Here is a 12548-nt window from a genome sequence, read left to right on the forward strand (position 1 = left end):
TAAAAAAACAGTGATGGAAACAAGTAGTTTGAATTGACGTGTTTTAGGGAGAGTCAGCCAGAGACTGGAAGCTGATTTACACAGTCACCAAGCGAAATTCACTTCCTGAGTTTGTTTGTTTTCAAGAAGAAAGCAAACCGGTAATTGCCGTTAAATGAAATGAGTGCATGACAACAATTTGTTATGAATTAGGATGGTAACACGATAGCTCGTTCCTTTGAAAGGAATGGGTTATCGTTTTTTTTAGTTTAAATAAAAGATAGAGGGGAACGCATAATGACATTACAAGCGCAATTAGAAGCTCTTAGAGACAATACGCTCAAAGAAATCGCACAAGTTGCTACTTTAAAAGAATTAAACCAAATTCGCGTAGAAACATTAGGAAAAAAAGGACCAATCACCGAAGTATTAAGAGACATGAAAAACCTTTCACCAGAAGAACGACCAGTGGTGGGGGGCTTTGCAAATGAAATTCGTGATTTATTAACAGAAGCAATTGAAGCGCGCAAAGTTGTTTTAGAAAACGAAGCGTTAAATGCGGCACTAAAAGAAGAAAGTTTAGATGTAACTTTACCTGGAAAACAAATGCCTCAAGGCACACGTCATATTTTGACACAAGTTATGGAAGAGATTGAAGATATTTTCTTAGGCATGGGTTATCAAGTAGTGGAAGGATACGAAGTAGAATCCGATCATTATAATTTCGAACGCATGAATCTACCAAAAGATCATCCGGCACGCGACATGCAAGATACGTTTTATATTTCAGATGAGATGTTAATTCGTACGCATACTTCACCAGTTCAAGCTCGAACAATGGAAAAACACGATTTTTCAAAAGGTGCATTACGAATGATTTCTCCTGGGAAAGTATTCCGTCGTGATACAGATGATGCGACACATAGTCACCAATTCCATCAGATTGAAGGCCTTGTTGTCGATAAAAATGTCACAATGGGTGATTTAAAAGGGACGTTAGAAGTCATGATGAAAAAAATGTTTGGTGAAGATCGTAAAATTCGTTTACGTCCTAGCTATTTCCCTTTTACAGAACCTTCAGTCGAAGTAGATGTTAGCTGTTTTAAATGTGGCGGCGCAGGTTGTAACGTCTGCAAACATACAGGTTGGATTGAAATTTTAGGTGCGGGGATGGTTCATCCAGATGTGTTACAAATGTCAGGGATTGATCCAACAGAGTACTCAGGCTTTGCCTTTGGCTTAGGACCAGATCGCGTTGCTATGTTACGTTACGGTGTAAATGATATCCGTAATTTTTATCAAAATGATTTACGTTTCTTAAATCAATTCAAGGTAAAGGAGTAGTTGAAAAATGTTAGTTTCTTATAAATGGTTAAATGAATATGTTAATCTTTCAAACGTTACTCCGCAAGAATTAGCGGACAAAATGTCTGTGACAGGTATCGAAGTTGAGGGAGTTGCTGTACCTGAAGAAGGATTAAAGAAAATTGTTGTCGGTGAAGTAAAAGAATGTGTTCCTCATCCAAACTCTGACCATTTATCAATTTGCCAAGTAGACATCGGTGAAGAAGAATTGTCACAAATTGTTTGTGGAGCACCAAATGTAAAAGCAGGAATTAAAGTCATCGTAGCGTTACCTGGTTCAAGAATTGCAGGAAATCAAAAAATTAAAAAAGGTAAAATGCGTGGCGAAGTCTCTAACGGAATGATTTGTTCGTTAGAAGAGCTAGGGTATTCAGATAATGTCGTACCAAAAGCCTACGCTGAAGGGATTTATTATTTACCTCAAGAAGCAGTGAATGGGACACCTGTTTTCCCTTATTTAGACATGGATGATGCGATTATTGAATTATCAATTACACCAAACCGTGCAGATGCACTAAGTATGAGAGGGGTAGCCTATGAAGTTGGCGCAATTTATCGTCAAACGCCTCAGTTTAATGATCCCGAACTCAAAGAAGATGCTTCAGATAACGTGGGAAATTACGTAACAGTGACTGTTGAAGATTCACAAGATGCACCAGCGTATCAAATTCGTGTCATTAAAGATGTGACGATTGCAGAAAGTCCTCAGTGGTTGCAAAATCGATTGATGAATGAAGGAATCCGTCCGATTAACAATGTGGTGGACGTGACAAATTATATTTTATTATTATTTGGTCAACCATTGCATGCATTTGATTATCAAAAATTAGATAGCAAAGAAATCTTGGTTCGTCGAGCAACAGCAGCAGAAGAACTAATTACATTAGATGGTGAAACACGTCAATTAACAGAAGAAAATATCGTCATTACGAATGGAAAAACGCCTGTCGGCTTAGCCGGAGTAATGGGTGGGGCTAATTCTGAAATCAGTCAAGAAACAACAACTGTGGCTTTAGAAGCGGCATTGTTCAATCCATTGTCTATTCGCAAAACGTCTAAACAATTCAATTTACGGAGTGAATCTTCAAGTAGATTTGAAAAAGGCATCAACCAAGCGACAGTTGGGCTAGCTTGTGATGTGGCAGCCGCGATGATTGCAGAGTTAGCCAACGGAACAGTGGTCTCAGGCACTGCAGTTGGTTCTGAAGTGGCCGTTAAAGAAGCGCAGGTAGCTGTGACTTTAGAGCGAATCAACCAATATTTAGGCACTGCATTAGATGAAGCAACGGTGAATGAAATTTTTGAAGCACTCGGTTTTGCTTATGAAGTAAATCAAGGCGCATATGAAATTACGATTCCACCAAGACGTTGGGATATTGCAATTGAAGCAGATATTATTGAAGAAGTGGCGCGCATTTATGGATATGATCATTTACCTTCAACATTGCCAAGTGGAGAAACAGTTGCTGGAAGTCTAACCAAAGCACAACATGTTACGCGCCAATTAAAGAGCTTACTGGAAGGTCATGGTACGAGTGAAGCCATCAGCTATGCGTTGACAACAGAAGAAAAATCCCGTCAATTTATGATGAAAGAAAGTCAAACAACACGTTTGCAATGGCCAATGAGTGAAGAGCGTTCTGTGTTACGTATGAACTTAATTTCTGGTTTATTAGATGATGTCGCATACAATGTGGCACGTAAAAATAATAATATCGCCTTCTACGAAGTAGGACGCGTTTTCTACCAAACAGAAGATCCAACAAAAAATTTACCTACAGAAGAAAATCACTTAGCACTTGCTTTAACTGGTAATACAATGGTTAAAGATTGGCAAACAAAAGCAACAGCCGTTGATTTTTATACAGTAAAAGGCTTAGTGGAAAGTATTGTAGCTGTTTTAGGATTAACAGAAAAAATCAGTTATCAAGCGACAACGGCGATTCCAGAAATGCATCCAGGCCGGACAGCATGGATTTATTTAGAAGATGAAGTGGTTGGTTTTGTCGGACAAGTTCACCCAACGACAGCAAAAGCGTACGATATTCCTGAAACATATGTTGCTGAATTAAACTTGCAACAATTAGTAGCCACAGAAGCAGGCGGGGTTACTTATGAAGCAGTTTCTAAATTCCCAGCAGTTTCACGAGATATTGCTTTATTAGTCGATGAAACAGTTACTAATCAAGAACTAGTTAAAACTATTTCAGATAACGCAGGTAAATATTTGAAAGAGATTCATTTATTTGATGTATATCAAGGTAAAAAACTAGGCGCTGGCAAAAAATCAATGGCGTATAGTTTAACTTTCGTTAATGCAGAAGCGACATTAGTGGATGAAGAAATTAACCGTTCAATGGAAAAAGTTGAAAAAGCGCTAATTGAAAAACATCAAGTAGAAGTAAGATAAAATAAAAACAGGAAAGTGGGGCATAAGTCGAAATGACTTATGCCCCACTTTCTAAATCTTAAGATAATCAGCTGAACAAAAGCAGCTCCTTCGGAAATAAGCCGAAATTCTCCAAAAATTAAAGAACAATTTTCGGAAATTCCTTCTTATTTCTTGGAGCTAAACACTTTTGTCTCAGCCTCCTGTTTTTAACTACATTAATAACTTTTCGCCCAATTTCGTGAAAGCCAACGTGAAAATTGTGAGATACTAAAGTTAATAATGAAATAAATTAGGGCGACGATTCCGTAAATAGTGAATACTTGTCCTGTTTGTGCGTAGCGCCCCATTAAGATATAAGATTTGCCAAAGAGTTCTTGTAAAGCAATTACGGAATACAAGAAACTTGTATCCTTGATGACAGTAACAAACTGAGAAACGATCGCTGGTAAAACATTGCGAATGGCTTGAGGCAAAACAATATGATAAAGAATTTGCCAATTTGAAAACCCTTGAGAACGCGCCGCTTCAATTTGTCCTTTATCAACACCATTTAAACCACCACGAATAATTTCCGCTAAAGCAGCGGTAGTAAACACAGTAAAACTCACAATTCCAGCAGGTGTGGATTTGATTTTGAAAATCAAAAAAATAACATAAATCCACAATAAGTTTGGAATATTACGCACTACTTCTACATAAATACTGGCAAGTAACTTCAGTGGTCCATTGGTTTGATTTCGCAAAACGGCTAGAATGGTGCCAAAAATCGTACTCAAAATAATTGAGACGAAGGAAATATAGAGCGTCAATTTTAAGCCGTTAAATAGAAATTGAAAATTATTTGCTGTCAGTAATTGACGCATTTCTTCTGAAAAAGGCATCTGTTTTCCTCCTATCTGCTATATGCTTTCTTATTTTTTTCTTCCATTTTTCTAGCCAAATTCGCTAATGGGAAGCAAAGAATGAAATATAAGAAACCAGCGAGCGCAAAGGCGGGAATATAGTTCAAGTTGACAGACGACCAACTATTGGCAGCAAACATTACGTCTGCGCCAGAAATAATGGCAACTGTTGACGTATTTTTAATTAGGTTCACTACTTGATTGGTTAAAGGCGGTAACATAATCCGCCATGCTTGTGGTAAAATCACATACCGCATCGTTTGACCATACGTTAATCCTTGGGAGTAAGCCGCTTCAAATTGCCCTCTTGGAACAGCTCCGATTCCTGAGCGAACCACTTCAGAAATGTAGGCGCCATGATAGAGGCCTACACACAGAATGGCAATCGTAGTAATAGAAAATGAAAGCAGCGGGCTTAGCAGAGGAAAGCCATAATAGACTACGATAAATTGAATCAACAAAGGTGTGTTTTGAAAAAATTCTACATAGACACGACTAATTGCGTGTAAAAGTTTACTTTTGGTCGCTGATAAACTGCCAAAGAAAATGCCTAAAGCAAAGGCAACTAAGATCGCTCCTAAAGAAAGCAGAATAGTATAGAGAAATGCCTGACCAAAAATTCGCCAATCTTGAAATAAAGCTTCCCAACGATATAAGGCAAATGGCCCTTCTTCAAGCCAGGAAATATTGGCTAACAAAAACATAAAAATCCCTCCTAAAATTTTTGATTCTTCAAGTCTTAGGAATGATTAATTTTTTAAGCCCCAGTCTTGATAAATTTTTTCTAGTGTGCCGTCTTTTTCCCATTTTTCAATTAAACCATTTAGATAATCATTTAATTCAGTATTTGCTTTCTTTGTGGTAATTCCATATTCTTGTGGCGAAAAACCATCTTTTAAAATTTCTGTCTTGCCATCCACATAGCCAGATAGGATTGATTTATCCACTGAAAATGCATCAATTCGTTTAGAAGTTAACGCTGTTTTTAATTCTGGATAGGAACCTAATTCTTGATAAGTAAATTTGATTCCTTCCTCTTGCGCTTTTTTCTCTAAGTTTTCTTTTGTCGTAGCAGATTGTGCAACGCCGATTGTTTTTCCGTCTAAATCTTTCATGCTGGAGAAGTTATCCTCTTTGCGCACAAGGAAACCAATCTCATCTGTATAATAAGGAGTTGTAAAATTATAAGTCTTTTTACGTTCATCAGTAATTGTAAATGTAGCAATTACCATATCTAGTTCACCATTGTCTAAAAGGGGACCGCGCGTTTTTGCTGTCACGCCCACAAATTCCACATTCTCTTCGCTGCCGGTAATTTCTTTCGCAATCAAGCGTGCAATATCTGGTTCCATTCCTTCATTTTTGTTTGTATCAGGATTCATATAGCCAAAATTAGGAATGTCTTCTTTGACACCTACTTTAATTTTCCCCGCTTTTTTTAATTGTTCTACTGTGACCGTTTTGTTTGATGAAGCACTTTTTGAAGTTGAGTCATTGTTGCCGCTACCACAGCCCACAATGATGCCTGCTAATACAAGTAAGGAGAGTCCAGCCAGCCATTTATTTTGTTTTTTCATTCCTTCATTCCTCCAATTTTTTGTTTTTTATTCATTACCCGTTATGAATAATTTTGCTTAGAAATTCTTTTGCACGAGGGTTTTCAGTGCTTGTAAAGAAATGTTCAGGCGTTCCTTGTTCAATAATCTGTCCTTGGTCCATGAAGATTACACGGTCAGCCACTTGACGAGCAAAGCCCATCTCATGTGTGACACAAACCATGGTAATATTTTGTTTGGAAAGATCGACCATTACATCTAAAACTTCTTGAATCATTTCTGGATCAAGTGCCGAAGTCGGTTCATCAAAAAGGATAATCTCAGGATGCATATTTAAGGCACGAGCAATAGCGACCCGTTGTTGCTGCCCGCCAGAAAGCTGCGAAGGATAAGCAGAAGCTTTATCAGCCAAACCGACTCGTTCTAAATACTCCATGCCAGTACGAACCGCTTCTTCTTTGGAAACGCCCATCACTTTAATCGGTGCTAACGTTAAATTATCAATAATCGTTTTGTGAGCATATAAGTTAAAATTTTGAAAGACCATGGCAACTTTCTGGCGAACCTTTTGAATCGGTGCTTTCGGTTTGGTGATGTCAATGTTATCAATTACGACGGAACCATCATTGACTTTTTCCAATTGGTTCATACACCGTATTAATGTACTTTTGCCAGATCCAGAGGGTCCGATAATGACAATTTTTTCTCCTTGCTCTACATTCAAAGTAATATCTTTTAAAACGTGATGCTCCCCAAAATACTTATTTACATGTTCTAAAGAAATCATAGGCAGTCTCCTTTGCAATCATTTGGCAGAAAAGATAACAGAGGATTCGGTGAGAAACGTGTTATTTAAATTAAATTAACCAAATGTATTTCTAATTGTATTCTCAATGTCAGGAATTATAACATACAAAAAAATGAATTACTAGTTTTTTAATCGAAAAAGATTTCCTTCAAAAAAAGAAATAAATGAGAGCAAAACAGGAAAAATTGACAATAGTCCTTAAAAAGTAGAAAATAAAGGCAGTGAATAAAAGGCAAAGGTAGGATGAGAATGAGCAATCAAGAAGCCATTGGATTAATTGATTCTGGCGTTGGTGGATTAACTGTTTTAAAGGAAGCGCTAAAACAATTACCAAATGAACGATTAATTTATTTAGGAGATACAGCCCGTTGCCCATATGGTCCACGACCAGCCGAACAAGTCGTTCAGTTTACTTGGGAAATGGCCGATTTTTTATTGAAAAAACGAATAAAAATGCTAGTAATCGCATGTAATACCGCGACGGCTGTCGCATTAGAAGAAATTAAAGCTGCCTTGCCAATTCCAGTTGTCGGTGTTATTTTACCTGGCGCACGAGCAGCCGTTAAAGTCACAAAAAATAACAAAATTGGTGTCATAGGTACCTTAGGGACAATCAAAAGTGCTTCCTATGAAATCGCCATTAAAAGTAAGGCACCAGCAATTGAGGTGACTAGTTTAGCTTGCCCTAAATTTGTCCCCATTGTTGAAAGTAATCAATATCGTTCTTCCGTAGCAAAAAAAATTGTGGCAGAAACACTTCAAGCACTACAATTAAAAGGACTTGATACGTTGATTTTAGGTTGTACCCATTACCCGTTGTTACGTCCGGTGATTCAAAATGTGATGGGGAGTCATGTGACATTAATTGACTCAGGAGCCGAAACAGTTGGCGAAGTCAGCATGCTTCTCGATTATTTTGACATTGCCCACACGCCTGAAGCGCCTACACAGCCCCATGAATTTTATACAACTGGTTCTGCAAAAATGTTTGAAGAGATTGCAAGCAGTTGGCTTGGTATAGAGAACTTAAAAGCACAACAGATTCACTTAGGAGGAAACGAAAATGATTAGACATGATAGTCGTGCACCAAAAGAATTGCGAAAGATCACTATTGAAACCAATGTTTTTAAACATCCAGAAGGTTCGGTGGTTATTTCGTTTGGCGATACAAAAGTAATTTGCTCAGCCACTGTCGAAGAAAAGGTTCCCCCATTTTTACGAGGCGGGGGAACAGGTTGGGTAGCAGCTGAATATAGCATGCTCCCTCGCGCGACGAACACAAGAAATATTCGGGAAAGTGCGAAAGGAAAATTAACAGGGCGAACAATGGAGATTCAACGTTTGATTGGGCGGTCATTGCGAGCTGTTGTTGACTTAGAAAAGTTAGGGGAACGGAGCATTGTTGTCGATTGTGATGTGATTCAAGCAGATGGGGGAACCCGTACAGCTAGTATTACAGGCGCTTTTGTTGCTCTACGCTTAGCAGTCAATCATTTATTGATGACTGGTGCGCTAGCGGAAGACCCAATTAAAGAGCATTTAGCTGCTGTCAGCGTGGGTATTTTACCCGATGGTTATTGTGTGCTGGACTTAGATTACGCAGAGGACTCGAATGCTGCAGTGGATATGAACATCGTGATGACCGAGTCTGGTGAATTTGTGGAAATTCAAGGAACGGGTGAAGAAGCTACCTTCTCAGGAGATGAGTTAAATGCCATGCTCTTTTATGGAAAAACAGGGATCGAGGAATTAATTGCGTATCAGAAAGAAGCGCTTTATGCTTTAGCCTCTGAAGAAGTCCCTTCGCAAGATTCAGAAGAGAAAGTGATTGTCATTGCAACTAGAAATCCTGGTAAAGCGAAAGAGTTTAGTTCAATTTTTGGTGAAAAAGGATATACAGTTAAGACGTTATTAGATTATCCGAATTTGCCAGATGTAGAAGAAACTGGTCGAACATTTGAAGAAAATGCTCGTCTAAAAGCTGAAACAATTGCAGAAATTTTACAGAAACCAGTATTAGCAGATGATTCAGGATTAATTGTTGATGCGTTAGGGGGAATGCCGGGAATCTATTCTGCTCGTTTTGCTGGTGAACCAACTAACGATGCTTCAAATAATGCGAAACTATTGCACGAGTTAACGGGCGTGCCAAAAGAAAAAAGACAAGCGCGTTTCCATTGTACATTGGTTTTTGCTGAACCAAAGAAAGAAAGTCTGGTGGTCGAAGCTGAATGGCCAGGAGAAGTCGGCACGATTCCTCGTGGTGAAGGAGGCTTTGGGTACGATTCACTTTTCTATGTTCCAGAGCTTGGTAAGACAGCAGCTGAATTGTCTGGAGAAGAGAAAAATAAAGTTAGTCATCGTGGACAAGCAGTGGCAAAATTAAAAGAACAATGGGAAGAATGGCTAAAAAAATAGGAGTTGAAACGTATGAAAATCTTGGTAGTAAGCGATAACCATGGCGATCGCGACTGTTTAGTTGACTTAGTGAATCATTATGAAGGACAAGTCGATGCACTCTTTCACTGTGGTGATTCTGAATTAGAACCGACAGATGAACTTTGGCAGAAATTAATTGTAGTCCAAGGAAATTGTGATTTTTATGATGAATTTCCCAAAACTGTGACTAAAAAAGTGGGGGATCAAGTTATTTATATGACACATGGTCATTTAGCCAATGTTAGAATGGGACTCACGACACTTGCTTTACAAGCGGAAGAAGCAGGAGCGACAATTGCCTTATTTGGTCACACTCATGTACTCGGCGCAGAGCGACACAATAACATTCTCTTTGTTAATCCGGGAAGTATTCGTTTACCTCGTGGACCAGTTCAAGAGAAAACATATGCCATAATTGAAAGTACACCTGAACAATATCTCGTTCAGTACTATAACAAAGAGCACCAACCATTGGAACGATTAAAGGCAACGTTTACGAAGTAAGTGAATGTTAAGAAATAAGTGCTACTTTTTTATTTATCAGATTTTGAGCGTAGGACAAAAATCCAAAAGAGATTTTTGTCCTACGCTCTTTTTTTAGTCGACTTGGATAACCTTTAAGCCGGTCTTACGAAGTTCTGTAATTAAAGTTGATGAGCAATGTTTGTCTGTAATCAAACAATCAAAAGCGGTAATATCAGCAATTTTAAATTTAGATGTCAAGCCGATTTTTCGATGGTCCGCGACCAGAATTTTTACTTTTGTTGTTTGTTTTATCATAAGCTCATTAATTTTTGCTTCATTGAAAATTTTTGTAGTGACGCCATGTTCTAAACTGACCCCGCTACAGCCAATTACGCAAACATCGGCATGCGTTGCGGTGATTGTGTTAATGGCAATATCTCCTACCAGAACTTCTTTGGGAAAACGTAATTCGCCTCCGGTCAAAATATAATTGTATTGAGAAACATGAGGCTTGGTGGCAATTTTTAAATTATTCGTTACGATGGTCAGATGGTCGGCCTTTAAATAATGGAGAATATTCAAAGCAGTGGAACTTGAATTAATGAAAACGGTATCATAATCACTTAGATAGCTACAAGCAACACGAGCAATGGCTTGTTTTAATAACTCCGGTCCTGATTGATCAAAGTCTTTCTGATTTTGGTCGTTGTAAATACAATACCCATATTTTCGAATGATGTCATTCTTAGTTTCTAAGACATTTAAATCACGACGAATTGTGCTTAAGGAAACATTTAAAGCATCTGCTAATTTATAGGTAGTCATTTGTTTGTTTTTTTGCAGCAGCGCGAGAATGTTTTGTTGCCTTTTTTCAATGGTTTCTAATGAACTTTTCAAGTAATACAACCTCCTTTAGTTATTTTTTTGGACACGGTCCCCCATGAAATAGTATAACTCATAGGAAAACAAAACACGTAAAAGAATCATTAAAAGTGCAAACAATCATATAAAAGGGTTTTCATTGTGATTTTTTGCGGCTATGATTTTCTTATAAAGCATAACACAATCATTTGAGAAGAGGAGTGGTAGCATGAACAAATCGATTCATGAAATTACAAAAGAAAGTTGGTTGAAGGCGACATTTCCAGAATGGGGCACTTATTTAAACGAAGAAATTAATCAGACAAATGTGCTTCAAGGAACGGTTGCACTTTGGTGGCTTGGTTGTACAGGCATTTGGCTGAAAACGCATGAGAACACGAATATTTTATGTGATTTATGGTGTGGAACAGGAAAACAAACGCACGGGAACGGCTTAATGAAAAATGGCCATCAAATGATGCGCATGAGTGGTTGCCAAAAAATGCAACCTAATTTAAGAACACAACCTTTTGTGATTGATCCTTTTGAAATAAAAGAGGTAGATGCTTTAGTTGTCACACATATTCATTCAGACCATTTGGATATTCACACAGCTGCTGCTGTTCATCAAAATTGTCCTAAGGCTCTATTTATTGGTCCAAAAGAAGTAGTGAAAACATGGCAGCGTTGGGGTGTTCCGGCAGAAAAAACACGGGTTATAGAACCTGGTCAAGAAATCAAAGTGAATGATGTGAATGTAGTGGCCTTGGAAGCTTTTGATCGAACCGCGCTAATTACTTCTGATGATCCTAAAAATACATTTAAAGGTAAAATGCCTCAGGACATGAATGAACTAGCTGTCAATTATCTATTTGAAACCTCAGGTGGTACGGTATATCACGCCGGAGACTCTCATTATTCTAACTTGTTTGCGAAACATGGTAATCAATATGCAATTGATGTTTGCTTAGGAGCATATGGCGAAAATCCTCGCGGTATCACAGATAAAATAACTTCTGTTGATATGTTGAGAATGGCAGAATCTTTAAATGCGAAAGTAGTCATTCCTGTTCATTATGATATTTGGTCTAATTTTATGGCGGATCCAAAAGAAATCATGGAAATTTGGAAATTTAAAAAAGATCGTTTACATTATCAATTTAAACCATATATTTGGCAAGTGGGTGGCAAATTTGTTTATCCAAATGACAAAGACAACTTAGAATTTAACTTTGATCGTGGCTTTGATGATGTTTTTGTTAAAGAAAATGATACACCATTTCCTTCATTCTTGTAAGAAAGGCTGGATGTACAATGTTAACTTATTTTTGGGAGCAAGAGCTTATTCATTACCCTGATAAAGAACCGGTTAGTTGGCAAGAGGCGATTCAGGAAAGTTGTTTGATTTTACTCCAAAAACACATCATCGATCAGAGTTATGTCGATGAGATTATTCAGTGTGTCGAAACGTTTGGACCTTATATCATCATTGCTCCTGAAGTAGCCATGCCACATTCATCAGAGGAAAGCGCAGGCGTTTTTGGAACGGCCATTTCTTTTACAAAATTTAAGCAATCTGTCACTTTTACTGGCGATCAAGAAGCAAAAACAGCAACATTATTTTTTACATTGGCAGCCCAAAATCCCGCCGAACATCTTGAAAATATTCAGCAATTGATGGATTTATTGATGACGGATGGCGTGATTGCTGACTTGTTAGAAACAAATACGCCAATGGATTTTAAAGAAGTTATGGAGAAATATCAATTATAGGGGGAAA

General features: G+C 37.9%; 12 protein-coding genes and 1 other annotated feature. Of the genes, 7 read left to right on the top strand and 5 right to left on the bottom strand.

Annotation, left to right across the window (positions count from 1 at the left end; all coding sequences use genetic code 11):
- The first annotated feature begins 1 nt into the window (after position 1).
- Positions 2-220 (top strand) — a binding site (T-box leader).
- A gap of 56 nt (positions 221-276) precedes the next feature.
- Together pheS and pheT are read left to right on the top strand one after the other, a co-directional pair.
- Positions 277-1323, top strand: a complete 1047-nt coding sequence (gene pheS, locus IGJ37_RS04460) for a phenylalanine--tRNA ligase subunit alpha (RefSeq protein WP_002360588.1) — start codon at positions 277-279, stop codon at positions 1321-1323.
- Positions 1324-1330: 7 nt separating this feature from the next.
- Entirely contained in the window at positions 1331-3754 is a 2424-nt protein-coding gene (gene pheT, locus IGJ37_RS04465) for a phenylalanine--tRNA ligase subunit beta (RefSeq protein WP_325814720.1), read from the top strand.
- A 197-nt stretch (positions 3755-3951) separates the two neighbouring features.
- Here the strand turns inward: pheT and IGJ37_RS04470 are convergent, their stop codons facing one another.
- Genes IGJ37_RS04470 through IGJ37_RS04485 form a run of 4 tightly spaced genes read right to left on the bottom strand, consistent with a single transcriptional unit; the run spans position 3952 to position 6981 of the window.
- Positions 3952-4617 (bottom strand): amino acid ABC transporter permease, encoded by a 666-nt coding sequence (locus IGJ37_RS04470; protein WP_002384721.1) that lies wholly within the window; start codon positions 4615-4617, stop codon positions 3952-3954.
- An 11-nt stretch (positions 4618-4628) separates the two neighbouring features.
- Complete coding sequence (locus IGJ37_RS04475; RefSeq protein WP_002363695.1) at positions 4629-5342, bottom strand: amino acid ABC transporter permease; 714 nt, start codon at positions 5340-5342, stop codon at positions 4629-4631.
- 45 nt (positions 5343-5387) lie between these two features.
- Positions 5388-6215, bottom strand: coding sequence for a transporter substrate-binding domain-containing protein (locus tag IGJ37_RS04480; RefSeq protein ID WP_002360586.1), 828 nt, complete (start codon positions 6213-6215; stop codon positions 5388-5390).
- Positions 6216-6249: 34 nt separating this feature from the next.
- A complete protein-coding gene (locus IGJ37_RS04485) occupies positions 6250-6981 on the bottom strand; it encodes an amino acid ABC transporter ATP-binding protein (RefSeq protein WP_002361604.1) in 732 nt (243 codons plus the stop codon).
- Positions 6982-7245: 264 nt separating this feature from the next.
- On the opposite strand from IGJ37_RS04485, the gene racE reads away from it, so the two are divergent.
- Genes racE through IGJ37_RS04500 form a run of 3 tightly spaced genes read left to right on the top strand, consistent with a single transcriptional unit; the run spans position 7246 to position 9946 of the window.
- The gene (gene racE, locus IGJ37_RS04490; RefSeq protein ID WP_002358027.1) at positions 7246-8073 is read left to right on the top strand and encodes a glutamate racemase; all 828 of its coding nucleotides are present in this window, start codon (positions 7246-7248) and stop codon (positions 8071-8073) included.
- A complete protein-coding gene (gene rph / locus IGJ37_RS04495) occupies positions 8066-9421 on the top strand; it encodes a ribonuclease PH (RefSeq protein WP_002369622.1) in 1356 nt (451 codons plus the stop codon). The genes racE and rph overlap by 8 nt, the downstream gene beginning before the upstream one ends.
- Positions 9422-9433: 12 nt before the next feature.
- Positions 9434-9946 carry a metallophosphoesterase gene (locus tag IGJ37_RS04500; protein ID WP_002381991.1) on the top strand — a complete coding sequence of 171 codons (513 nt, stop codon included), beginning with the start codon at positions 9434-9436 and terminating at the stop codon, positions 9944-9946.
- 93 nt (positions 9947-10039) lie between these two features.
- Here the strand turns inward: IGJ37_RS04500 and IGJ37_RS04505 are convergent, their stop codons facing one another.
- Positions 10040-10804 (bottom strand): DeoR/GlpR family DNA-binding transcription regulator, encoded by a 765-nt coding sequence (locus tag IGJ37_RS04505; protein WP_002382117.1) that lies wholly within the window; start codon positions 10802-10804, stop codon positions 10040-10042.
- 193 nt (positions 10805-10997) lie between these two features.
- Between IGJ37_RS04505 and ulaG the strand changes: the two genes are divergently transcribed.
- Positions 10998-12065 carry an L-ascorbate 6-phosphate lactonase gene (gene ulaG, locus IGJ37_RS04510; protein ID WP_325814721.1) on the top strand — a complete coding sequence of 356 codons (1068 nt, stop codon included), beginning with the start codon at positions 10998-11000 and terminating at the stop codon, positions 12063-12065.
- A gap of 17 nt (positions 12066-12082) precedes the next feature.
- Positions 12083-12541, top strand: coding sequence for a PTS sugar transporter subunit IIA (locus IGJ37_RS04515; protein WP_002409871.1), 459 nt, complete (start codon positions 12083-12085; stop codon positions 12539-12541).
- Positions 12542-12548: the final 7 nt, after the last annotated feature.

Source organism: Enterococcus sp. AZ104 (assembly GCF_050546705.1).
In the GTDB taxonomy this organism is placed as follows: domain Bacteria; phylum Bacillota; class Bacilli; order Lactobacillales; family Enterococcaceae; genus Enterococcus; species Enterococcus faecalis.

What these genes read in the sequence shown, in the direction of transcription:
- IGJ37_RS04475 (WP_002363695.1), bottom strand. Translation starts at nt 5,342, where the DNA reads ATGTTTTTGTTAGCCAATATTTCCTGGCTTGAAGAAGGGCCATTTGCC.
- pheS (WP_002360588.1), top strand. Translation starts at nt 277, where the DNA reads ATGACATTACAAGCGCAATTAGAAGCTCTTAGAGACAATACGCTCAAA.
- racE (WP_002358027.1), top strand. Translation starts at nt 7,246, where the DNA reads ATGAGAATGAGCAATCAAGAAGCCATTGGATTAATTGATTCTGGCGTT.
- IGJ37_RS04485 (WP_002361604.1), bottom strand. Translation starts at nt 6,981, where the DNA reads ATGATTTCTTTAGAACATGTAAATAAGTATTTTGGGGAGCATCACGTT.
- IGJ37_RS04500 (WP_002381991.1), top strand. Translation starts at nt 9,434, where the DNA reads ATGAAAATCTTGGTAGTAAGCGATAACCATGGCGATCGCGACTGTTTA.
- IGJ37_RS04480 (WP_002360586.1), bottom strand. Translation starts at nt 6,215, where the DNA reads ATGAAAAAACAAAATAAATGGCTGGCTGGACTCTCCTTACTTGTATTA.
- rph (WP_002369622.1), top strand. Translation starts at nt 8,066, where the DNA reads ATGATTAGACATGATAGTCGTGCACCAAAAGAATTGCGAAAGATCACT.
- pheT (WP_325814720.1), top strand. Translation starts at nt 1,331, where the DNA reads ATGTTAGTTTCTTATAAATGGTTAAATGAATATGTTAATCTTTCAAAC.
- ulaG (WP_325814721.1), top strand. Translation starts at nt 10,998, where the DNA reads ATGAACAAATCGATTCATGAAATTACAAAAGAAAGTTGGTTGAAGGCG.
- IGJ37_RS04470 (WP_002384721.1), bottom strand. Translation starts at nt 4,617, where the DNA reads ATGCCTTTTTCAGAAGAAATGCGTCAATTACTGACAGCAAATAATTTT.
- IGJ37_RS04515 (WP_002409871.1), top strand. Translation starts at nt 12,083, where the DNA reads ATGTTAACTTATTTTTGGGAGCAAGAGCTTATTCATTACCCTGATAAA.